Genomic DNA, 19,998 nt, shown 5'->3' with positions numbered 1-19,998 from the left:
AAGCACAGCCAGAGCGATCCCGGCCGCCAGCGCATCCGCGCCGAGCATGAGGTCAGGCCTCCAAGCGATGAGGATATCTACGTGACCGTTATCACCCACCGCACGCAAACCACCACCCATAGCATCTCCCGCCACATCCCCAACCCGCTGCACGGGACGTTGCTCGCCGGGACCGTGCCACTGTTCCTTGGCGCCATGCTCAGCGATATCGCCTACTTCAAGACCTACGAGGTTCAGTGGAGCAACTTCGCCGCCTGGCTGATCGCCGGCGGGCTGGTGTTCTGCGGCCTGGCGTTGCTGTTCGCGGTAGTGAACCTGATCCGCGCCCATCACAAGAAGGGGCGGCCACTGATGTACTTCTTGCTTCTTCTGGCGACCTGGCTGCTGGGCTTTATCAATGCGCTGGAGCACGCCAAGGATGCCTGGGCGACGATGCCGCTAGGCCTGGTGCTGTCGGTAATCGTCACCGTATTGGCGTGCGCCGCGACCTGGATCGGCCTGAGCAACCTGCGCGACGGAGGTGAGGCATGAAGCATTCCAGCGCACTGACCGCCCTGACCATGGCCGTACTGCTGAGCGCATGCGGCGGCGAGCAGGACGCCTCTCAGCATTACGGCACCAACCCCAAGCTGCCCGAACCGGAACGGGGCCTGCTGCCCAGCATGAAAATCGCAGAGCCTTCGCCCTGGGGCGACCAGGTACCCACGGTGCCGGAGAACTTCAGCGTGACGGCGATCGCCACCGATCTGAAGATTCCGCGCCAGACCCTGGTGCTGCCCAACGGCGACATCCTTGTCGCTGAGGGTCGCGGCGGCAACGCGGCCAAGCTCAAGCCGAAGGACGTCATCGCCGGCTATCTCAAGGCCAAGGGCAACACCTCGGTGGAAAGCGGCAACCGCCTGACCCTGCTGCGCGATGCGGACGGTGACGGCACCTACGAACTGCAGACCGTGTTCGCCGAAGACCTCAACGCGCCCTATGGGCTCGCCTTCCACGACGGCAATCTGTACGTCGCCAATCAGGACGAACTCGTTCGCTTCGATTATCAGGATGGCCAGACCGAGGCCAGCGGCCCACCGAGCAAGGTTGCGGACCTGCCGTCGGAGATCAACCACCACTGGACCAAGGCACTGACCATCAGCCCGGACGGCCAGTACCTGTATGTCGGCATCGGCTCCAACAGCAACATCACCGAGCGCGGGATGGAAGCCGAGGTGGACCGCGCCATGGTCTGGCAGGTCAACGCCGAAACCGGAGCCTACAAGCCCTACGCCACCGGCCTGCGCAACCCCACCGCGATGGCGATACAGCCGGAAACCGGCCAGTTGTGGACGGTAGTCAACGAACGCGACGAACTTGGCGAAGACCTGGTGCCGGATTACCTGACGTCAGTTAAGGAAGGCGGCTTCTACGGTTGGCCCTACGCCTACTGGGGGCAGAACGTCGATGACCGCGTGCGCCCCCAGGACAAGGACAAGGTCGCCGCCAGCATCACACCGGACTACGCTCTCGGCTCGCACGTGGCCGCACTGGGCCTCGATTTCTCTTCGGATGTCATGGGCGAGCAGTTCGCCGAAGGCGTGTTCATCGGCGAGCATGGCAGCTGGAACCGCAAGGACCCGGTCGGCTACAAGGTGATCTTCGTGCCCTTCCGCGACGGCCGCCCGGCGGGTGAGCCAATCGACTTCGCCACAGGCTTTCGCACCGACGATGGCAAAACCCGCGGCAGGCCGGTCGGCGTCACCGTCGACCCGCGCGGCGCGCTGATCGTCGCCGATGACCTGGCCAATGTGGTGTGGCGGGTGACGCGGGAGCAGTGATGAGCGAGCCGGTATCCCAAGGGCTACCGGCGGCTTACGCTCGTTTCAACCATCGCGGCAACCCTGCGCACTGACTCGGCTGCGCAACCGCTCTTGCTCGCCGAGCGAGCTCGGGGGCGGCCTGCCGCGCGGCTACGGCAACGCGCACGCGCCGCAGCTCCAAATCAGCAGCATTGAGCCGAAGGCATGGGACGTACTAGATGGTGCAGCATTCGCCGCCACCGAATGGGGAACGTTCAGTAGGGAAGACGGGGCGCCATGGCGCACTGTTCGTCGCTCTTGCGGCGCTATGCTGGGGGTTGTCGGGCGGGATCGGCGGCATTCTCGCCGCCGAGGGCTGGAGCCCGATCGTAGTCTCGTTCTACCGCGGCGCGATAGGGCTGCTGTTCGTTGTTGTCTGGCTTGCGTTACGACCGGACGGCAGCGGATTGGCGAGCCGTCGGCTGTGGTTCTGGTCCGCAGTGGCCGGTATGGGCGTGGCGGGCAACTTCTCTTTCTATTTCCTGAGCATCGCCGAGGGCAGCGTTGCGGTTGCGGCCACCCTGATGTACTCCGCACCGGTGTTCGTCTATCTCGTCTCCTTCGCGTGCAGGCTCGAAAAACCAACTCTGTTCAAGTGGGCGGCAATCGCGATGGTAATGGTTGGTGTCGTGTTGCTCACCGGCATCTACGACATCGGAGCGGGTGACATTACCGCCATCGCTGCCGGAGCCGGCCTGCTTTCCGGCGTGTCCTACGCGGTGTTTATCTTTGCCTTCAAGTACGCCGCCCCTCACGGCAGCCCCCAGGCGATTCTGGTGATAGCGTTCGCGGTACTCGTTGGCATACTTGGTTGGATGAGCGATGCGGAACAGGCAGTGGCCGTGCTCCACGCACCGAATTGGCCCCTGTTTGTGGTGCTGGGTGTGCTGGGGGCCGGGCTGTCCTTCATCTTCTACATTATCGGCCTCAACCAAACCGCACCGGCTGTAGCGTCTATCGTGGCCATGGTCGAGCCGGTAACCGCTTCGCTGTTCGGTGTCGTGGTGTTGAACGAGAGTCTGGCTGCACTACAGATGTTCGGGATGGCTTTGATTCTGCTGACGGTCACGGCGCTGGGTGTTCATTCGAAAGATGGAAACCAGACCTGATGCGGCCATGGCGAACCGCTAGTGACTATTGCTCGAGCAGATCCTTGAGCCGCTGCAGGTCCGCCTCGACCGCAAGCGCATCTGCGGCAAACTGCTCATCGCTCATGTCGGGCTGGCGGAACAGCGTGAAAACGAACTCGCTTCCGCCACTGCTCCGCATAACGCGCATGGGGTTGCGCACGACCCGCCCCGACGCCAGTTCGACTTCGTGATCCATGACACCGAACGCGTTCGGCGCAGCGAAGCGGATCCGGACCTGACCGAACGGCGCCTCCGCCACCCACGCGTCGCCCTGTTGCCTGACGTCGGAACGTGCCAGCCCGGCGGCCCACTGCGGTAGATTGCGCGGGTCGGCGGCAAACTCATACACCTCGTCCGGATCCCGGCTGATGAAGATGCTGATATGGCGAACGTGGTGCATGGATCAGGCCTCCGGTCGTTTCGTGTCGTGCGTTTTTACTCGACATACACCCCGCCTGCGAGCCCCGCAATGACGGAATGGCGACGTCCAGGCGAAGAATCCGCTGAACTGCTTCAAGTTGAGATGCTGGTCGGTCACGCCCGTACGCCCGGATTCCGAGCGGCGGCGCCAACATCGCGCGCCTTCCCCAGCGGGCGAGCGTGGGCGCAGGTGCGCCGCTGGGTGCGCCGCGCAACGCTACGGATACACTGGACGGGTAAGCCATCGTCCCTGCCGCCGAGGAAGCTGCACTCATGGATATCCCACGGATCTTCAACATCACCGAGAGCGCTCACCGCATCCACAATCCGATCACGCCCGAGAAGCTCGCTACGCTCGGCGCAGCGCTGCGGCTGCAGCCGGGCGATCGAGTGCTCGATCTCGGCAGCGGCTCGGGGGAAATGCTCTGCACCTGGGCGCGCGATCACGGCGTCGTCGGCACGGGCATCGACATGAGCCAGCTATTCAGCGAGCAGGCGACGCTCCGCGCTGTGGAGCTGGGTGTTGCAGACTGGGTCGCGTTCATCCATGGCGATGCGGCCGGCCATGTCTCGCACGAGAAGGTCAGCGTAGCCGCCTGTATCGGCGCAAGCTGGATCGCCGGTGGCGTCGCCGGCACGCTCGAACTGCTGGCGCGCAGCCTGCGCAGTGGCGGGATCATCCTGATCGGCGAGCCCTACTGGCGCCAGTTGCCGCCGACCGAGGACGTCGCCAAGGGCTGCCTGGCCGAGGCGATCAGCGACTTTCTCGTGCTTCCCGAACTGCTCGCGTCTTTTCGCCAGCTGGGCTACGACGTGGTCGAAATGGTCCTGGCGGACCAGGATGGCTGGGACCGTTACGAGGCGGCGAAATGGCTCACCATGCGCCGCTGGCTGGAGGCCAATCCCGACGATGAGCTGGCGCAGGAAGTCCGCGCCCAACTCAGCTCGGAGCCGGAGCGCTACGCCACCTATACCCGGGAATACCTCGGCTGGGGCGTCTTCGCACTGATGCCGCACTGACGCGTAGCAAACGGAGCCGGGCGCCAGCTGTCCACCCGTATTCTGCTCATTGGAATGTCCATGCTGCTCTCTCTCCACCATGCCGCGATCATCTGCTCCGACTATGCCGTGTCGAAGCGCTTCTATACCGAAACGCTGGGTCTTGCGGTGATCGCCGAGCATTACCGGGAATCGCGGCAGTCCTACAAGCTCGACCTGGCCTTGCCGGACGGTGGGCAGATCGAGCTGTTCTCCTTTCCCGATGCCCCGCCTCGCCACTCGCGGCCGGAGGCGCAGGGGTTGCGGCATCTGGCTTTCGCGGTGGATGACGTCGGGGCCTGCAAGGCTGAGCTGGAAGCCAAGGGCGTGGCGGTCGAGCCTATTCGGGTTGATGAGTACACCGGCCGCCGCTTCACCTTCTTCGCCGATCCGGATGGCCTGCCGCTGGAGCTGTACGAAAGGGCGTCCTGATGATCGCCAGCCGGTTGCCCTTACCGGGTCCGCGAGCGAATCCATCCTTGTTTCCCTAGGCCGTCCTCGGCTAGGGTGCGGCCCTCGAAGGACGGCCCGTCAGGAGCATGCAGATTGATCAAAACAGGGATGTTGGCGCTGGGTTTGGCCCTGGCGCTATCGACACAGGCGGCCGAGCGGCAGGTCTATCTGGTGGCCACGGTGCAGCTGGATGGCTCCAGCCTGGCGCAGAGCATCTTTCTTCACGAGCCGCAGATCACCGAGCTACAGGGCTGCCTCGACGCGGTGCGCGACGGCCAGAGCAAGCGGGACTGGCTCCTGTACCGGCACATCTTCCGCCGTGATCGTTTCAAGGGCTTCTCCGGCCATATTCGCTACCAATGCGGCTTAAGCGAGCTGCGCTTCAGCAGCTGGCACGACGGCCCGCGCTACAACAAGCCGTACCTGATCGGCGTGAACGACGACGCCGAGCTCAGCGTGGTGCGCACGCCCAGCCAGGCTCAGTGCATGACCCAGCTGCGCGCGCTGCCGGCGGCGCGGCAGGCGCAGAGCTTCTGTGCCATGGGCAACCAGGAACTGCAGCCGTGAACCGGAGCCGCCCGACCAACAGGTCAGGCGGTACGGCATGCATCAGCCCGGCTGGTAGCTGCCCGGCACCGGCGCGAAGGACACGCCGAAGCGGTTCCAGGCGTTGATGGTGGCGATGGCCAGCGTCAGGTTGGCGAGCTGGGCTTCGGAAAACTGTTCGCGCACCTCCTCGAACAGCTGCTGCGACACGCCCTGGGGCAACAGGGTGTTGGCCTCGGCCCAGGCCAGGGCGGCACGCTCGCGGTCGCTGAAGAACGGGGTTTCGCGCCAGGCACTCAGGGCATAGATGCGCTGCTCGGTTTCGCCCAGGGCACGGGCGTCCTTGGCGTGCATGTCGAGGCAGTAGGCGCACTGATTGATCTGCGAGACGCGAATCTTCACCAGCTCCATCAGCGGCTTGTCGACGCCATCCTCGCGGCGGCTCTGGCGCGCCAGGTAGGTCTCCAGCCCGATCATTGCCGTCATCACGTCGGGGGCGGCAGCTTCGTAGTTCATGCGCATGGTGGTCACTCCTCGGTTTGAATGTGCAGCCAAGGCTACGTAGCCGCCGCGCTGAGCTATTGTAGATTTTCGACATCTTCGAACGCCGCCCGCCATGTCCGCCCTGCACGAACGACTGCCACACATCGATGGCTTCCTGACTCGCCCGCCTACGCCTGCACTGGCTGCCTACGTGCAACGCTTCTGGTGGCTGGAGGGTGACGCCGCCGCGGTGTATGACGAGCAGATGCTGCATCCGGACGGCGCCTGTGGGGTCATCTTCAACTTCGCCGATCCGCTGGCCTTCGATGGCAATCTGCACAAGCCGCGCGCACTGATCGCAGGGCCGCAGCTGGCCAGCTCGCGGTTGCAACTGGCAGGGCAGGTAAGGCTGATGGGCGTGCGTTTTCGCCCCGGGATGGGCGCGGCGTTCTTTGGCGTCAGCCTGGATGAGCTGGCTGGCTTCCACGGTGCCGACTGGCAGCGGCTGGGCTTCGCTGCAATGGTCGACCAACTGGCCGAGTTGAGCCGCGAGGCGCAGCAACTGCTGGTGGAGCAGGAGTTGATGAGGCGCTTGCAGGCGACGCAGGAGCGACGCGCGCCAGTGCAACAGCTACTGTCGCAGATCACTGCGACCCAGGGCCGACAGCGTCTGGCTGATCTGCTACAGGCGGTACCACTCGGGCAGCGTCAGCTGGAACGCCTGTTCCGCTATCAGGTGGGCCTGACGCCCAAGCAGTTCAGCCGCATTCAGCGCGTCGCGCTGATCCGTCAGCAGCTGCAACAGGGCCAGCCGCTGCTGGATACCGCGCTTACTTGCGGCTACAGCGACCAGGCGCACTTCATTCATGACTTCAAGACGGTGGTCGGCATGACGCCGGGGCAGTATCGGACGAGCAGGATAAGGCGATAACGGCTGCAAGCCCTGCCGAGCGGCATGTCACCACCTGCGGGAAGGGATCGGCCGGGGTGGCCTTGAACGCGAAACGCTCAAGGCTCTGCTAGCCCGCTCAGATGGCTTTGCTGAGCGCCTCGAGCAACTGGGCTACCTTCTCTTCGTTTCGCTTGTAATAGGTCCAGGGACCGATACGCTGCGACGTCACCAACTGCGCGCGCTGCAGCGCCGCCAGGTAGTTCGAGACGGTGGACTGCGACAACCCCACGCGCTCCTGGATGATGCTGACGCAGACACCCAGCTGTTCGGGATCGACTTCCTGCTCGGGGAAGTTGGTCTTCGGGTCCTTCAGCAGGGTAAGGATGGCCAGCCGCGTGGGGTTATCCAGGGCCTTCAGCGCTTCACTGACGTCTATGCTCATATCCGCGGCAGGTAGTGGGTTTTCGCGATCTTACGATACTTTGCCGGCGCTGGCTGCGTGCGCTCCACGGGAGCGCACGCATGCCGACTCAGTGCGCGTACGTCGGGTAATCGATGTACCCCTTTTCGGTGCCGCCATACATGCTGCCGGCATCCAGCGGGTTCATCGGCCAACCGTTGGCGATACGCGCCGGCAAGTCGGGGTTGGCAATGAATGGACGGCCGAAAGCGATCAGGTCCGCCCAACCTGCCTCAACTGCTGCAGCGGCGCGCTCGGGGGTGTATTTGCCCGCATAGATGATCGTACCGCTGAACGCCGCCCGCACTGCCTCGCGGAAACTGCCGGGCAACTCGGGCGCGCTGTCCCAATCGGCCTCCGCCAGTGATACGTACGCGACGCCGATGGCTTGCAGGATTTTCACCGCCTCGATGTAGGTCTCATGCGGGTCTTGCTCCACGAGGCCGAGGTAGACGCGCTCCTCGTCCGTGCTGGCGAACAGCGGCGCAAAGCGAACGCCCATGCGCTCGGCACCTATGGCGTCGGCGATCGCCTCAACCACTTCGCCCAGAAAACGCAGTCGGTTCTGCAACGAGCCGCCGTACTCATCGGTTCTGCTGTTAGTGTGAGCGGAGATGAACTGGTTGACCAGATAACCATTGGCGCAGTGAATTTCGATGCCATCGAAGCCTGCGTCCATCGCGTTGCGCGCGGCCTGGGCGTAGAGCTGCACCAGCTCTTTGACCTCGGCATTGGACAGTGCCCGGGGCATCGAGGGCTCGACCAGGGCGCCCTCGCCAGGTCCCGTCTCGACAAACACCTTGACGTTGGTCGCCGGGATGGCGGACGGCGCAACAGGCTGCTCACCACCGGGTTGTAGCGAGGTGTGCGAGACACGGCCGACATGCCAAAGCTGGGCGAAAATCACGCCGCCCTCGTCATGCACCGCCTGGGTAACGGCCTTCCAGCCTTCGACCTGTTCCGGGCTGTGAATTCCGGGCGTCCAGGCATACCCCTGACCTCTCGGCTCGATCTGGATGCCTTCCGTCACCATGAAGCCTGCACTGGCTCGTTGCTGGTAGTAGGTCGCCATTACCGCATTCGGAATATTGCCTGGCTGCGAACTGCGCGAGCGTGTCAGCGGTGGCAGCACGACGCGGTTACGCAGCGCGAAGGAACCAAGCGAGGCAGGTGTAAAAAGAGCTTTATGATTCATAACGTAAGATTTAGATATCGTAAATTCTAGATATTAGATAACGGAGGCGGCCTCACCGAACGTGAGCTCCCCGCTGACGACTGTGCAGTCGGGTTTACCGCAACTGCGACAAGAGGCCGATCGTCGGCCTCATATCTATAAATGTCAATATCTAGATTTTATGGAGCCAGAAATATGCATTGGCAAGATCCGTGGGAACCTTGTCATTGCGACAGCGGCGCCCCGGCAGCAGACTGCAGGCATCCACCCTGAGAGCTGCACCATGGACGCCACCCGCACCGTCGCCTGCCTGATCTACCCGGATGTGATGAGCCTCGATGTCACCGGCCCGATGCAGGTGTTCGCCTCGGCCAATGTCGAGCGGCAGCGTCAGGGCCTGCCGCGGCATTACGAGCTGATGCTGCTCGCTGCCGGCGACGGCCCGGTCGCCACCTCGGCGGGGCTGAAGCTGGTGGCCGATGCGAGCTGGGCCGAGTGCGATCCGGCCACGCTGGATACCTTGCTCATCCCGGGCGGCGTCGGCGTGGATGCGCAGAAGCGCGACCAAGCGCTGCTCGACTGGCTGCGGGCAGCCGAACCTAGCGTGCGGCGCCTGGGTTCGGTCTGTTCCGGCGCGCTGATCCTGGCCGAGGCCGGGCTGTTCGACGGACGCAAGGCAACCACGCACTGGGCCGATCTTCCTGCGCTGGGCACGTACCCGGCCATCGAGGTGCAGGGTGATCGGCTGCACACCTACGACCCGACCGATCCGCGGGCGGCGCACCTGTTCAGCTCCGCAGGCGTCACCGCCGGCATCGACCTGGCGCTGGCGCTGGTCGAAGCCGATCTCGGCCGCGCACTGGCGCTGGCGGTCGCCCAGCGGCTGGTGATGTTCCTGCGCCGGCCCGGTGGGCAGACCCAGTTCAGCCCGATGCTGGCGGCGCCGTGCGGCAGCGTGGCGCGCCTAGCCGCATTGCTGGAATGGATTCCCGGGCACCTGGGCGACGATCTGTCCATCGAGGCGCTGGCCGCCCAGGCGCATATAACGCCGCGCACGCTGTGCCGCCTGTTCAGCCAGGAAACAGGCATGGGGCCGGGCCAATACATCGAACGGGTGCGCCTGGAAGCCGCACGTAACCTGCTGCTCGACGCCCAGGCCTCGATCGCCACGGTGGCGCGGCTGACCGGTTTCGGCCATCCGGAAAACCTCAGGCGCAGCTTCCAGAAGCACCTGTCGGTCAGCCCGCGGGATTTCTACCAGCGCTTCGGCTGACGCCTAGTCCGCCCCTTCACTCACCGTTTCCAGCTCGCTCGGCATCCAGCCAGGCAGCGCTGTGCCCGCTCGTCACCCTCAAGGAGCCGCCCTTATGCATCTTCTGCTCAGCAATCCTCAGGTTCTGCGTCTGTTCATCGCCCAGGCGCTGTTCTGGTCCTGCTCGATGACCGGCATCATCTTCACCTCCATCGTCGGCCTGCGCCTGGCACCGGCGGCCGGTCTCGCCACCCTGCCGCTCGCCCTGCTGATGCTCGGCGGCCTGCTCGCCCTGCAACCACTGGCGGGGTTGATGCAACGCCGTGGCCGTCGCGCCGGCTTTCTCATCGGTGCGTTGGCCGGCGTGCTGGGCGGACTGATCAGCGCGCTGTCGCTCTGGCTCGACAGCTTCACCCTGCTCTGCCTCGGCGCCATGCCCATCGGCGCCTACCAGGCCTCGGCCATGTACTACCGCTTCGCCGCGCTGGAAGCGGTAAGCGACACCTTCAAGGGGCGCGCCACCGCCTGCGTGATCGGCGGCGGCGTGCTGGCCGCGCTGATCGCGCCCACACTCGGCCACCTGGCGCGTGATATCGCTAGCGTGCCGTTCGCCGGCACCTATCTGCTGATCGCCAGCCTCGCGGCGCTGGGCGTTCTGGTGCTCGCTGGATTGCCGACGAATAGCGGAGCGCCTGGCGTTCAGGCTGTCCCTCCAACAGTCGGCTGGCAGGCACTGCTGGCGCGGCCGACCATTCGCGCCGCGGTGCTGACCACCGCTGCCGGCCACGGTCTGATGATCCTGGTGATGAACGCCACGCCCCTGGCGATGCATGGCGAAGGTCTGGACCTGCAGGCCAGCGGCCAGGTCATCCAGTGGCACATGCTCGGCATGTTCCTGCCGGCGTTTGTCGCCGGACCGCTGGTGGATCGCTTCGGCTGCCGGCTGGTCGCCTGCCTTGGCGGAGGACTGCTGATCGTCAGCGCAGTGGTCGCCCTGCTCGGCATCAGCCACTGGCACTTCCTGCTCAGCAGCTGCCTGCTCGGCATCGGCTGGAACCTGATGCTGGTCGCCGGCACCACCCAGCTAGGCCAGGGCCATGCCGCAAGCGAACGCGCCCGGGCGCAGGGCCTGATGGAGCTGAGTAACGGCAGCGTCGCGGCCGCGATGTCGTTCGCCTCCGGCGCACTGATCGCTCAGGCCGGATGGGCGGCAGTGAACATCGGGCTGCTGCCCATCGTGACGCTGGTGGTGCTGCTGCAGGTCGCGCAGGGCTATCGGCAAAGGCAGGCGGCGTAACGCTGCGCAGACGGAGGCGTGTTCAGGACGGTTTCTGCTCGGAGATCAGATGAATGATATTGGCCGGGCTGGAGATCCAGAACGCGCGGAACCCATCAGGCAGAGGTTCGATTTCGTCGCGACGGGTGCAATGCTGCTGTTGCAGAAACGCCGAAGCAGCGTCCAGATCGTCGGTCACGATTTCCAACCAGATTTCCGCCTGGCTGATGCCCGCCACACGATCGAGCCAGAGCACCTTGTCGCCGAATTCAAAGCGCGGTGTCTGTTCGCCATCCGCGTCGTTCGGCGTCAGCTCCTTCAGTCTCAGGGTTTCGCGGTAGAAGGCAACGGTGCTGGTGTACTCATGGGTGGGCACCTTCATCGCCATGTTTCGGCCAGGCAGGAATCTCGGGTTCATAGGGACGCTCCACTGGCGCGCCGACCAACCGGGCCGGCGCCGCTAGCAAGCCAGTACAGACGCCAGCGGCCGTGCGCGCAAGCCGCGAGTGCCGCTTCAGCTGGCTACTCAGCACGGCCTCACCCCATCCAGTATCAGCGCCTGCAGACTCTTGAGTGTCTCCTCGAAGAACGCTGGATCATCCAGCGTCTTTCCCGCGACAGCCTCGACCTGCACGCGGAAGTCGGCGTAGTGCTGGGTGGTCGCCCAGAGCGAGAAGATCAGGTGATGCGGCGCAATGGGGGCGAGCTTGCCGGCGTCGATCCAGGCCTGGATCACGGCGACCTTGCTCTCGACCAGATCGTGCAGCGGCTGCTGCAGCTCGCCCAGCAGCAGAGGCGCGCCCTGCATGATCTCCATGCAGAACAGCCGCGATTCGGCGGGATGGTCGCGGGAGAGTTCGAGCTTGACCCGCAGGTAGTCGCGGATCGCCTCGACCGGGTCCTGCTCGACGGAGAACGCCTGCAGCGGCTGCAACCAGACCTCCAGCAGCTGGCGCAGGACGCTGGTGTACAGCTCTTCCTTGCTGCCGAAGTAGTACAGCAGGTTGGTCTTGGAGACGTCCGCCTGGGTCGCCACCTGATCGAGGCTGGTGCCATGCAGGCCGAAGCGGGAGAACAGCTCGAGCGCCGCCTGGAGGATGCTGGCGCGCTTGCTTTCGATCATACGCAGGCGGCGGTCCTGGGCGCTGGCGCTCGGTACGCGAGCTGCGCCCTTGAGCCGAGGTGTCTTGCTGGCAGTGAGGCGCTTGCGGGGCGGAACGGGAGGTTGATCTGTCACGGGATTACCGGATGGGTTCGAACGAGCCGCTACTGTAGCGCGGCGAGCGTGTGGCGCACGAGCAACGAAGGCAGCAGGCCGCTGCTGCACGATCTTCGTGCGCCATGCACAAACAGGCGCTCCGATTCAGACCAAACGGTCCACAACCGACCGATAAATTTGCCATCTTCTTCGGGTTGCCCGACGCCGTCTGACCGCTCGGCTGCCACCCGAACCTACCGCTCGATCCGCGCCGCGGGTTTTTTCTTCGCGACATGAACAACGTCCCTTATCTGTCCGCCGTTTCAACACGCAAACAGCGCTTGCATCACAAGCGCAATTGTTATGTTATAACTACTGCATTATTTCCGACACGTGCCAGCCGATGACCGAAGCCGAACTTCTCGCCCAACCCACCGAGGCGTACATGAACGCCGAACAACAGGCGTTCTTCCGCGACCTGCTGCTGCGCCAGCGCCAGGATTTGCAGAGCCGCATCGCCGAGGAGTTCGACGCCCTGCGCGAGGTTGAGCCAAGCAGCGATCCGGCGGATATCGGCAGTGCCGAAGAGCAGCGCCAGTGGCAACTGCGTGTGCTGGAGCGGGAGAAGAAGCTGCTCGACAAGATCGACGACGCGCTGGATGCCATCGCTCGTGGCGAATACGGCTGGTGCGCCGAAACCGGCGAACCGATCGGCCTGCCGCGCCTGTTGCTGCGCCCCACCACGACGCTGTCGATCGAGGCGAAACAACGCCAGGAACAGCGCGAAAAACACCAACGATCCGCCTGAGAGACCGCCATGAACCGCCTCCCCGTTACCGTCCTGTCCGGCTTTCTCGGTGCCGGCAAGAGCACCCTGCTCAACCACATCCTGAAGAATCGCGAAGGCCGCCGTGTCGCGGTGATCGTCAACGACATGAGTGAGATCAACATCGACGGCAACGAGGTGCAGCGCGGTGTCAGCCTCAATCGCGCCGAGGAAAAGCTGGTCGAGATGAGCAACGGCTGCATCTGCTGCACCCTGCGCGAGGACCTGCTCGAGGAAGTCGGCAAGCTTGCCCGCGAGGGCCGCTTCGACTACCTGCTGATCGAGTCCACCGGCATTTCCGAGCCACTGCCGGTGGCCGAAACCTTCACCTTCCGCGACGAGCAGGGCCAGAGCCTGGCCGATCTGGCACGACTGGACACCATGGTCACGGTGGTCGACGGGGTGAACTTCCTGCGTGACTTCCACGAAGCCGAGAGCCTGGCCAGCCATGGCGAAAGCCTCGGCGAGGACGACGAGCGCTCGGTTACCGAGCTGCTGATCGAGCAGGTCGAGTTCGCCGACGTGATCCTGATCAGCAAGATCGACCTGATTTCCGCCGCCGAACGCGAGGAGCTGGTCGCCATTCTCGGCCGGCTCAACACCCACGCCGAGATTCTGCCGATGAGCATGGGCCAGGTGCCGCTCGAGCGCATCCTCGACACCGGCCGTTTCGACTTCGAGCGCGCTGCCCAGGCACCGGGCTGGCTCAAGGAAATGCGCGGCGAGCATGTACCGGAAACCGAAGAATATGGCATCGCCTCGACCGCCTACCTGGCCCGCCGGCCGTTCCATCCGCAGCGCTTCTACAACTTCCTCAACCGCGAGTGGAGCAACGGCAGGTTGCTGCGCTCGAAAGGCTTTTTCTGGCTGGCCACCCGGCCAGAGGAAGCAGGCAGCTGGTCCCAGGCCGGTGGGCTGATGCGCTACGACTATGCCGGCCGCTGGTGGCACTTCACCCCTGAATCGGCCTGGCCGAGCGACAGCGAAAGCCGCTCGGCAATCCTGGCCAAATCCCGTGGCGAGTTCGGTGATTGCCGTCAGGAGCTGGTCTTCATTGGGCAGAACATCGACTTCGACCGGCTGCGCCGCGAGCTGGACGCCTGCCTGCTGAACGACAGCGAGTGGGCCGTGGGCGCCACCGGCTGGCTGCGCCTGCCGGACCCGTTCGGCCCCTGGCACGAGCAGGTCGCCTGATGCTGGCGCAGCAGATCATCCGCCCACAGCCGCGCCAGTTGCTGGGCGACTCCCCGGCAGTACTCGGCGAAGCGCTGAACGATGGCGTCAACCTCAGCGTATGGCAGCGCCAGCTGCCGCTGCACATTGCCGAGTTCGCCGACACTCTCCTGGCCCTGGGCGAGCCGCTGGCGGAATCGCTGACCCTCGAACCGACCGGCGACGGTGAGCTGCAACTGCCAAACCTGGCGGCGGCTTATCGGGACCTTGCCGGCCATGCCGGTTTCGTCGCCGACGTGGCCTGGCTGGTGCGGGCGTTCAGCTGCCTGGTCGATGCGCGGCGCATCGGCCTGCGCCTGCGCCTGCTGGACAAGCCGATGTGCCCGCGCTTCCACGTCGATCATGTACCGCTGCGGCTGATCACCACTTACGCGGGCGCAGGTAGCGAATGGCTTCCGGAGGGCGGCATGCAGCGTCGGCGCCTGGGCGATCCGGCAGCCGAACCGACTGAACCGGCCGCCATCCAGCGGCTTGGCGCTGGCGACGTGGCATTGTTCAAGGGGGAGAAGTGGTTGGGTAACGAAGGCGCCGGGATCATTCACCGCTCTCCGCAGGCGACCAACACCGAACGCCGTCTGATCCTGACGCTGGACTGGCTGGCGTGAAGCAAAAGGGCCGGCAGCGGCAGCTGCGGCCCTGCGAATCGGCGACCGATCAGGCAGCCATCTTTTCGCACTCTTCAGCACACTTGCGACAGGCCTCGGCGCAGGCCTGGCAATGGTCGTGCGTGTGCTTGCCACATTCCTCGGCGCAATCGCGACAGACCTGTGCGCAGAGTTTGCAGAAGGCTTTCGCATAGGGGCTGTCGCGGGTCATCAGCACTGCCGCGATCGCACACATGTCGGCGCAGTCACGATCGAGCTCGATGCAGCGCGCCATCATTTTCACATCGTCCTCGCGCAAGCAGGAGGCCGCACAGGTTTCGCAGACCAGCGCGCAGTTGGAGCAAGCCTGAATGCACGACTGGTAAGTGGAATTGAGCATGGAATTTCCTCCATCTGATGTGCCAGCGAAATGCGGTACGGCGGGACCTTCTCTAGGTCATGCGCACAAACCGCGCCCTACTAGGTAGGGGTTGGACGATCCATCGAAGTTCAATCCGTTCGCCGGACGGGCCATGCAGCACGACGCAGCGCAGCCGCAGCGGCGCCGCTACAATGGCCACCCCGTAAACCATCACCGACGCCGTAACTGCCATGCCCTTCACCCTGTCCGCGCCCTGCGAACTGCTGGAAGTCATCAGCAAAAGCCGCTTTCTCGCCAAGGCGGCACCCGTGCAGAGCGCCGAAGAGGCCCAGGCCTTTATCCAGGCGGTCAGCGATCCCACCGCTACGCATAACTGCTGGGCCTGGAAGATCGGCAATCAGTACCGTTTCAGCGACGACGGCGAACCGGGCGGCACGGCGGGTCGGCCGATGCTCACCGCCATCGAAGGGCAGGATTTCGACCGGGTCGCGGTGGTGGTGATCCGCTGGTTCGGTGGCATCAAGCTCGGCACCGGCGGCCTGGCCCGCGCCTATGGCGGCACCACGGCGAAGTGCCTGCAGGCTGGCGAGCGCAGCGAGCTGGTGTCGCGCTCGCACTGCCGCTGCCATTGCCGCTTCGCCGAGCTGGCCCTGTTCAAGGCACGCCTGCCGGACTTCGAGGCGCTGCTGGAAGCCGAGCATTTCGATGCCGAAGGCGCGACGCTGGAACTGGCCCTTCCCGCCGCTCAGCTGCAGCCACTGCAGAGATTGCTCGCTGATATCACCCGCGGGCGCAGCCAGCTGCAAGCGTTGAACTAGAGCCTGCGTTGCCCACAAATACTGTGGACGCAATTGTGGATAACAATTGTATGGCCGCCTGGGAAGCACTCACCGCGGGCGCTCGGCAGAACTGCACATTTTTTGATCAACACAGCTAAAGCGCCCCCGCGGGGCGCGTTAAACGCTTGAATTACCGTGTTTTTCGACCAACCAGTCGCGAGATGACGTTCTGCCATCAATTGCGTTCTGCCAGCCTTCAGTTATGCCCGGAATGCGTGGAGAACTTTGTGGATAACATTGGGAACAACCTCGCCAAAGCCCGCCAGAACTGGCCTGCGGACCGCTGGTCAATTAATCGCCAAAGTGCCCTGATGGCAATGGATGGGTCATTAGGTCGTCATGCAACAGTGCTATGCGGGACAAACTGGTCCGCTGGCATATCAGTTGCTCCAACCCACCGATAGAATGCCCGCACACCCGAAAGACGAGAATTTCGCGATGCACGACTGGCTCAACAATCTGCCCAAGGCCGAACTCCACCTGCACCTGGAGGGCTCGCTGGAACCCGAACTGATGTTCCGCCTGGCCGAACGCAACAAGATTGCCCTGCCCTGGAACGACGTGGAGGCACTGCGCAGCGCCTACAACTTCGGCAACCTGCAGGAATTCCTCGACCTCTACTACGCCGGCGCAGACGTGCTACGCACGGAGCAGGACTTCTACGACCTGACCTGGGCCTACCTGCAGAAGTGCGAAGAGCAGAACGTGGTGCACACCGAGCCCTTCTTCGACCCGCAGACCCACACCGACCGCGGAATACCGTTCGAGGCCGCGCTCAACGGCATCAGCGCCGCGCTGGCCGATGGCCGCGAACTGCTGGGCATCAGCAGCGGGCTGATCCTCAGCTTCCTGCGCCACCTGCCGGAAGAAGACGCTTTCAAGACGCTGGAGCAGGCGCTGCCCTATCGCAACGCCTTCTTCGCCGTCGGTCTGGACAGCTCCGAAGTCGGCCATCCGCCAAGCAAGTTCCAGCGCGTGTTCGACAAGGCACGGGCCGAAGGCTTGCTGACCGTTGCCCACGCCGGTGAAGAAGGCCCGCCGGAATACATCTGGCAGGCGCTCGACCTGCTCAAGGTCAGCCGCATCGACCACGGCGTGCGCGCTGCGGAAGATCCGAAGCTGATCGCCCGCCTGATCGAGGAGCAGATTCCGCTGACCGTCTGCCCGCTGTCCAACACCAAGCTCAAGGTGTTCGCCGACATGCGCCAGCACAACATCCTCGACCTGCTGGAGAAGGGTGTGAAGGTCACGGTGAATTCCGATGACCCTGCCTATTTCGGCGGCTATGTGACGGAGAACTTCGTCGCGCTGCACGAGAGCCTGGGCATGACCGAGGAACAGGCCCGCCGCCTGGCGCAGAACAGCCTGGACGCACGCCTGGCCTACTGAGCCGCTCGTCGGCGCCAGGCTGACCTGCGACACCATGGCTCGCCGCGCGAGCCATGGCTGCGCCTAGACTGTGCGGCGCCCCCTATACGAGGAGATCGCCATGAACATTCTCGTCCGCCCTTTGACGCCCTACCCCGACAGCGCCTGGCAAGTTAGCCTGGATCGCCAGCGCATCACCTTTCGCAGCGAAGCCGAAGCACGCAACTTCGTCGAGACCCTGCGCCGCCGCCTGCAGGCGCCACATCCTCTGCCAATGAGCGCCTGAAGCTCACTCAGTGCTGGCACGCGCCGTTGTGTAGGCGACAACCGTTGCCAGCAGGCCGCACAGGCTGATGATTGCGGCCAGCGGCACCGCGGTGCCGTTGTGCAAAGCCCCCACCGCGGATGCGGCGATGGCTGCAATGGTGAACTGCATGCTGCCGAGCAGGGCCGAGGCGCTGCCGGCATTGGCGCGCTGGTCGGCCATGGCGCAGGCCGTGGCGTTTGGCAGCAGGCAACCGAGGCAGGACACGCAGCAGAACAGCGGGATCAGCAACGGCCAGAGCGATTCGGGCTGTGCCGCCGCCACCGCCAGCAGCGCCAACGCGCTGCCAAAGAAGAACCACACCCAGCGCCGCACCCAGAACTCCGGCCCGCGCCAGCGCACCAGCCGCACGTTGACCTGCGCCATCAGGATGAAACCCGCCGCATTGATGCCGAACAGCCAGCCGAAGTGCTCGGGCTTGACGCCGTACAGCTCGATGAAGACGAACGGCGAGCCGGTGATGTAGGCGAACATACCGGCCATGCACAACGCGCCGGTCAGCACGTGGCCGATGAAGAAGCGATCGCGGAACAGCCGCAGATACTGCCCCAGCGCACCGGACATCGGCTGGCGCGGCAGTCCGGCCGGGTAGGTCTCCGGCAGCCACAGCGTGACGGCTACCAGACACATCGCGCTGAACAGCGTCAGCAGGATGAAGATCGACGGCCAGCCGAACGACGCCAGCAACGCGCCGCCCGCCACCGGCGCGAGAATCGGCGCCAGGCCCATCACCAGCATCAGCTGCGAGAACACCTTGGCGCTGGTCATCGGGTCGCACAGGTCACGCACCACGGCCCGCGCCACCACCATGCCGGCGCAACCGCCGAGTGCCTGGACGAAGCGCACACCGATCAGCCAATCCATGGACGGCGCAAAGGCGCTGGCCAGCGACGCCAGGGTGAACAACGTCACGCCGATCAATAGCGGCCCGCGCCGCCCGTAACGATCAGCCAGCGGCCCGTAGACCAATTGACCGATGGCCAGACCGATGAAATAGGCGGCCAGCGATAGCTGCACGTGATCGACGCTGGTGCCGAACGACTGCGCCAGCAAGGGGAAGGCCGGCAGATACATGTCGATCGCCAGAGGACCGAACGCGCTGAGCGCGCCCAGTATGAGAAGAATCCGCAGGGACATCAGAGGCTCGCAAGCTGGAAGAGAGACGTGGCCGGGTGAGTTGTTGGGACCTCGACCTTGCCCGGGAATTTGCACCGGCGCGCAAGATGCTGTTACATACACCGCCGATTGTAAACATGCATCGCGACGAGATGCGCCGTTACACTGGCCGCCTCCATCGCTGCTGGACGCCCGAAGCAGCCGTCATCTGCCTGAATCTGCCCATGCGCCGAACCAAAGAAGAAGCCGAGAAAACCCGTATCGCCATCCTCGCCTCCGCCGAGCGGCTGTTTCTGGACAAGGGCGTGGCCCACACCAGCCTCGACCAGATAGCCCGTGACGCCGGTGTGACGCGCGGTGCGGTGTACTGGCACTTCCAGAACAAGGCGCACCTGTTCCACGAAATGCTCAACCAGATTCGCCTGCCGCCGGAGCAGATGACCGAGCGCCTGTGCAGCTGCAATCAGCAACAACCGCTGCAGGCCCTGATCGCCCTGCGCAACCTGACGGTCGAGGCCATCAGTACGCTGGCCAGCAACGAGCAGAAGCGCCGCATCTTCACCATCCTGCTGCACAAGTGCGAGTTCACCGATGAGCTGCGCGAGGCCGAAGAACGCCATCACGCCTTCATCAACCAGTTCATCGATCTGTGCGAAAACCTGCTGCGCAACGCCTCGGCCTGCCTGCGCCCCGGCGTCACGCCGCGGCTCGCCGCGCTGTCGCTGCACGCCATGGTGGTCGGACTGTTCACCGACTGGACGCGCGACACCGCACTGTTCGCCCCAGAGGTCGACACCAAGGCCTTGATCGACCCGCTGTTCCGCGGCCTGGTTCGCGACTGGCCGGACGATCCCGACCAGCCCACCGGCTGAGCGATCAGCTCACCTGATAACCCTCTTCGCTGATCGCCTCGCGAATCGCCTGTTCGCTGGCGCTGCTCTGTACCTGCACCGTTCCGGCCGCCAGGTCCACCTGCACCTGCACCTGCGCCTGCGGGTCCAGCGCCTGGATGGCCTGGGTTACCGCACGCTCGCAATGGCTGCAGGTCATTCCGCTCACGTTGAATACTTGCATCGTCCTGCTCCTCGACTGGTGAATGCGCCGATTCTCGACCTTGCCCCCCGGGCAAGGTCAAGGCACCTGCTGTCGCAGATCATGGTGT

25 protein-coding genes are annotated in these 19,998 nt (G+C 64.5%); 16 read left to right on the top strand and 9 right to left on the bottom strand.

All coding sequences use genetic code 11. The features are described from left to right. Positions 1–81: 81 nt before the first annotated feature. From BHD08_RS03735 to BHD08_RS03725, 3 genes are all read left to right on the top strand, one after another. Positions 82–531, top strand: a complete 450-nt coding sequence (locus BHD08_RS03735; RefSeq protein ID WP_375708235.1) for a DUF2231 domain-containing protein — start codon at positions 82–84, stop codon at positions 529–531. Beyond that, a complete protein-coding gene (locus BHD08_RS03730; RefSeq protein WP_125020858.1) occupies positions 528–1,820 on the top strand; it encodes a sorbosone dehydrogenase family protein in 1,293 nt (430 codons plus the stop codon). Before BHD08_RS03735 ends, BHD08_RS03730 begins: the two co-directional genes overlap by 4 nt. 200 nt (positions 1,821–2,020) lie before the next feature. Continuing rightward, the gene (locus BHD08_RS03725) at positions 2,021–2,950 is read left to right on the top strand and encodes a DMT family transporter (RefSeq protein WP_125020857.1); all 930 of its coding nucleotides are present in this window, start codon (positions 2,021–2,023) and stop codon (positions 2,948–2,950) included. Positions 2,951–2,975: 25 nt separating this feature from the next. Here the strand turns inward: BHD08_RS03725 and BHD08_RS03720 are convergent, their stop codons facing one another. After that, positions 2,976–3,371 (bottom strand): SRPBCC family protein, encoded by a 396-nt coding sequence (locus BHD08_RS03720; protein WP_125020856.1) that lies wholly within the window; start codon positions 3,369–3,371, stop codon positions 2,976–2,978. 293 nt (positions 3,372–3,664) lie between these two features. On the opposite strand from BHD08_RS03720, the gene BHD08_RS03715 reads away from it, so the two are divergent. The 3 genes from BHD08_RS03715 to BHD08_RS03705 all read left to right on the top strand — a co-directional run bounded on the left by BHD08_RS03715 (position 3,665) and on the right by BHD08_RS03705 (position 5,449). Then, positions 3,665–4,411 (top strand): cyclopropane-fatty-acyl-phospholipid synthase family protein, encoded by a 747-nt coding sequence (locus BHD08_RS03715; protein ID WP_125020855.1) that lies wholly within the window; start codon positions 3,665–3,667, stop codon positions 4,409–4,411. A gap of 60 nt (positions 4,412–4,471) precedes the next feature. Then, positions 4,472–4,861, top strand: coding sequence for a VOC family protein (locus BHD08_RS03710; protein ID WP_125020854.1), 390 nt, complete (start codon positions 4,472–4,474; stop codon positions 4,859–4,861). A 129-nt stretch (positions 4,862–4,990) separates the two neighbouring features. Continuing rightward, on the top strand, positions 4,991–5,449 hold the full coding sequence (locus tag BHD08_RS03705) for a hypothetical protein (protein WP_125020956.1): 459 nt from the start codon (positions 4,991–4,993) through the stop codon (positions 5,447–5,449). A gap of 42 nt (positions 5,450–5,491) precedes the next feature. Here the strand turns inward: BHD08_RS03705 and BHD08_RS03700 are convergent, their stop codons facing one another. Next, a complete protein-coding gene (locus BHD08_RS03700; RefSeq protein ID WP_125020853.1) occupies positions 5,492–5,950 on the bottom strand; it encodes a carboxymuconolactone decarboxylase family protein in 459 nt (152 codons plus the stop codon). Positions 5,951–6,044: 94 nt separating this feature from the next. Here BHD08_RS03700 and BHD08_RS03695 point away from each other — a divergent pair, with 94 nt between their 5' ends. Further along, a complete protein-coding gene (locus BHD08_RS03695) occupies positions 6,045–6,842 on the top strand; it encodes a DUF6597 domain-containing transcriptional factor (protein ID WP_125020852.1) in 798 nt (265 codons plus the stop codon). A 97-nt stretch (positions 6,843–6,939) separates the two neighbouring features. On the opposite strand, the gene BHD08_RS03690 is transcribed toward BHD08_RS03695, so the two are convergent. Continuing rightward, complete coding sequence (locus BHD08_RS03690) at positions 6,940–7,245, bottom strand: helix-turn-helix transcriptional regulator (protein ID WP_125020851.1); 306 nt, start codon at positions 7,243–7,245, stop codon at positions 6,940–6,942. 88 nt (positions 7,246–7,333) lie between these two features. After that, complete coding sequence (locus tag BHD08_RS03685; RefSeq protein ID WP_125020850.1) at positions 7,334–8,458, bottom strand: alkene reductase; 1,125 nt, start codon at positions 8,456–8,458, stop codon at positions 7,334–7,336. 262 nt (positions 8,459–8,720) lie between these two features. Between BHD08_RS03685 and BHD08_RS03680 the strand changes: the two genes are divergently transcribed. Continuing rightward, a complete protein-coding gene (locus BHD08_RS03680) occupies positions 8,721–9,710 on the top strand; it encodes a GlxA family transcriptional regulator (RefSeq protein WP_125020848.1) in 990 nt (329 codons plus the stop codon). 94 nt (positions 9,711–9,804) lie between these two features. Then, positions 9,805–10,986 (top strand): MFS transporter, encoded by a 1,182-nt coding sequence (locus BHD08_RS03675; RefSeq protein WP_125020846.1) that lies wholly within the window; start codon positions 9,805–9,807, stop codon positions 10,984–10,986. Between the two features lie 22 nt (positions 10,987–11,008). On the opposite strand, the gene BHD08_RS03670 is transcribed toward BHD08_RS03675, so the two are convergent. Continuing rightward, positions 11,009–11,383 (bottom strand): VOC family protein, encoded by a 375-nt coding sequence (locus BHD08_RS03670; RefSeq protein WP_125020844.1) that lies wholly within the window; start codon positions 11,381–11,383, stop codon positions 11,009–11,011. Positions 11,384–11,491: 108 nt separating this feature from the next. Next, complete coding sequence (gene rutR, locus BHD08_RS03665; protein ID WP_125020843.1) at positions 11,492–12,202, bottom strand: HTH-type transcriptional regulator RutR; 711 nt, start codon at positions 12,200–12,202, stop codon at positions 11,492–11,494. Positions 12,203–12,566: 364 nt separating this feature from the next. Here rutR and dksA point away from each other — a divergent pair, with 364 nt between their 5' ends. The 3 genes from dksA to BHD08_RS03650 are packed head-to-tail and all read left to right on the top strand — an operon-like array spanning position 12,567 to position 14,827. Next, positions 12,567–12,971, top strand: a complete 405-nt coding sequence (gene dksA / locus BHD08_RS03660; RefSeq protein ID WP_125020842.1) for an RNA polymerase-binding protein DksA — start codon at positions 12,567–12,569, stop codon at positions 12,969–12,971. A gap of 9 nt (positions 12,972–12,980) precedes the next feature. Then, positions 12,981–14,183: a zinc metallochaperone GTPase ZigA gene (gene zigA, locus BHD08_RS03655; protein ID WP_125020841.1), complete on the top strand. Its 1,203-nt coding sequence runs from the start codon at positions 12,981–12,983 to the stop codon at positions 14,181–14,183. Continuing rightward, positions 14,183–14,827: a DUF1826 domain-containing protein gene (locus BHD08_RS03650; protein ID WP_125020839.1), complete on the top strand. Its 645-nt coding sequence runs from the start codon at positions 14,183–14,185 to the stop codon at positions 14,825–14,827. The genes zigA and BHD08_RS03650 overlap by 1 nt, the downstream gene beginning before the upstream one ends. 49 nt (positions 14,828–14,876) lie before the next feature. Here BHD08_RS03650 and BHD08_RS03645 read toward each other — a convergent pair whose 3' ends face one another. Continuing rightward, on the bottom strand, positions 14,877–15,206 hold the full coding sequence (locus BHD08_RS03645) for a four-helix bundle copper-binding protein (RefSeq protein WP_015275686.1): 330 nt from the start codon (positions 15,204–15,206) through the stop codon (positions 14,877–14,879). A 212-nt stretch (positions 15,207–15,418) separates the two neighbouring features. Here BHD08_RS03645 and BHD08_RS03640 point away from each other — a divergent pair, with 212 nt between their 5' ends. The 3 genes from BHD08_RS03640 to BHD08_RS23035 all read left to right on the top strand — a co-directional run bounded on the left by BHD08_RS03640 (position 15,419) and on the right by BHD08_RS23035 (position 17,681). Continuing rightward, positions 15,419–16,006, top strand: a complete 588-nt coding sequence (locus BHD08_RS03640) for a YigZ family protein (RefSeq protein WP_125020837.1) — start codon at positions 15,419–15,421, stop codon at positions 16,004–16,006. A gap of 459 nt (positions 16,007–16,465) precedes the next feature. Further along, positions 16,466–17,416 (top strand): adenosine deaminase, encoded by a 951-nt coding sequence (locus BHD08_RS03635; protein WP_041756448.1) that lies wholly within the window; start codon positions 16,466–16,468, stop codon positions 17,414–17,416. Between the two features lie 100 nt (positions 17,417–17,516). Further along, complete coding sequence (locus tag BHD08_RS23035) at positions 17,517–17,681, top strand: hypothetical protein (RefSeq protein ID WP_015275683.1); 165 nt, start codon at positions 17,517–17,519, stop codon at positions 17,679–17,681. A 3-nt stretch (positions 17,682–17,684) separates the two neighbouring features. Here BHD08_RS23035 and BHD08_RS03630 read toward each other — a convergent pair whose 3' ends face one another. Continuing rightward, positions 17,685–18,857 carry a Bcr/CflA family multidrug efflux MFS transporter gene (locus BHD08_RS03630; protein ID WP_015275682.1) on the bottom strand — a complete coding sequence of 391 codons (1,173 nt, stop codon included), beginning with the start codon at positions 18,855–18,857 and terminating at the stop codon, positions 17,685–17,687. A gap of 203 nt (positions 18,858–19,060) precedes the next feature. Here BHD08_RS03630 and BHD08_RS03625 point away from each other — a divergent pair, with 203 nt between their 5' ends. Next, positions 19,061–19,708, top strand: coding sequence for a TetR family transcriptional regulator (locus BHD08_RS03625; RefSeq protein WP_125020836.1), 648 nt, complete (start codon positions 19,061–19,063; stop codon positions 19,706–19,708). A gap of 4 nt (positions 19,709–19,712) precedes the next feature. Here BHD08_RS03625 and BHD08_RS03620 read toward each other — a convergent pair whose 3' ends face one another. Continuing rightward, positions 19,713–19,910, bottom strand: a complete 198-nt coding sequence (locus BHD08_RS03620; protein WP_125020834.1) for a heavy-metal-associated domain-containing protein — start codon at positions 19,908–19,910, stop codon at positions 19,713–19,715. Positions 19,911–19,998 lie beyond the last annotated feature (88 nt).

This window comes from Pseudomonas sp. SCT (assembly GCF_003864275.1).
In the GTDB taxonomy this organism is placed as follows: domain Bacteria; phylum Pseudomonadota; class Gammaproteobacteria; order Pseudomonadales; family Pseudomonadaceae; genus Stutzerimonas; species Stutzerimonas stutzeri_AE.
Note: the sequence above shows the minus strand (reverse complement) of the source record. Positions and strands in the feature narration are given on the sequence as shown.

Coding starts and splice junctions, on each gene's coding strand:
- BHD08_RS03730 (WP_125020858.1), top strand. CDS start 528: ATGAAGCATTCCAGCGCACTGACCGCCCTGACCATGGCCGTACTGCTG.
- BHD08_RS03725 (WP_125020857.1), top strand. CDS start 2,021: ATGGTGCAGCATTCGCCGCCACCGAATGGGGAACGTTCAGTAGGGAAG.
- BHD08_RS03720 (WP_125020856.1), bottom strand. CDS start 3,371: ATGCACCACGTTCGCCATATCAGCATCTTCATCAGCCGGGATCCGGAC.
- BHD08_RS03715 (WP_125020855.1), top strand. CDS start 3,665: ATGGATATCCCACGGATCTTCAACATCACCGAGAGCGCTCACCGCATC.
- BHD08_RS03710 (WP_125020854.1), top strand. CDS start 4,472: ATGCTGCTCTCTCTCCACCATGCCGCGATCATCTGCTCCGACTATGCC.
- BHD08_RS03705 (WP_125020956.1), top strand. CDS start 4,991: ATGTTGGCGCTGGGTTTGGCCCTGGCGCTATCGACACAGGCGGCCGAG.
- BHD08_RS03700 (WP_125020853.1), bottom strand. CDS start 5,950: ATGCGCATGAACTACGAAGCTGCCGCCCCCGACGTGATGACGGCAATG.
- BHD08_RS03695 (WP_125020852.1), top strand. CDS start 6,045: ATGTCCGCCCTGCACGAACGACTGCCACACATCGATGGCTTCCTGACT.
- BHD08_RS03690 (WP_125020851.1), bottom strand. CDS start 7,245: ATGAGCATAGACGTCAGTGAAGCGCTGAAGGCCCTGGATAACCCCACG.
- BHD08_RS03685 (WP_125020850.1), bottom strand. CDS start 8,458: ATGAATCATAAAGCTCTTTTTACACCTGCCTCGCTTGGTTCCTTCGCG.
- BHD08_RS03680 (WP_125020848.1), top strand. CDS start 8,721: ATGGACGCCACCCGCACCGTCGCCTGCCTGATCTACCCGGATGTGATG.
- BHD08_RS03675 (WP_125020846.1), top strand. CDS start 9,805: ATGCATCTTCTGCTCAGCAATCCTCAGGTTCTGCGTCTGTTCATCGCC.
- BHD08_RS03670 (WP_125020844.1), bottom strand. CDS start 11,383: ATGAACCCGAGATTCCTGCCTGGCCGAAACATGGCGATGAAGGTGCCC.
- dksA (WP_125020842.1), top strand. CDS start 12,567: ATGACCGAAGCCGAACTTCTCGCCCAACCCACCGAGGCGTACATGAAC.
- zigA (WP_125020841.1), top strand. CDS start 12,981: ATGAACCGCCTCCCCGTTACCGTCCTGTCCGGCTTTCTCGGTGCCGGC.
- BHD08_RS03650 (WP_125020839.1), top strand. CDS start 14,183: ATGCTGGCGCAGCAGATCATCCGCCCACAGCCGCGCCAGTTGCTGGGC.
- BHD08_RS03645 (WP_015275686.1), bottom strand. CDS start 15,206: ATGCTCAATTCCACTTACCAGTCGTGCATTCAGGCTTGCTCCAACTGC.
- BHD08_RS03640 (WP_125020837.1), top strand. CDS start 15,419: ATGCCCTTCACCCTGTCCGCGCCCTGCGAACTGCTGGAAGTCATCAGC.
- BHD08_RS03635 (WP_041756448.1), top strand. CDS start 16,466: ATGCACGACTGGCTCAACAATCTGCCCAAGGCCGAACTCCACCTGCAC.
- BHD08_RS23035 (WP_015275683.1), top strand. CDS start 17,517: ATGAACATTCTCGTCCGCCCTTTGACGCCCTACCCCGACAGCGCCTGG.
- BHD08_RS03630 (WP_015275682.1), bottom strand. CDS start 18,857: ATGTCCCTGCGGATTCTTCTCATACTGGGCGCGCTCAGCGCGTTCGGT.
- BHD08_RS03625 (WP_125020836.1), top strand. CDS start 19,061: ATGCGCCGAACCAAAGAAGAAGCCGAGAAAACCCGTATCGCCATCCTC.
- BHD08_RS03620 (WP_125020834.1), bottom strand. CDS start 19,910: ATGCAAGTATTCAACGTGAGCGGAATGACCTGCAGCCATTGCGAGCGT.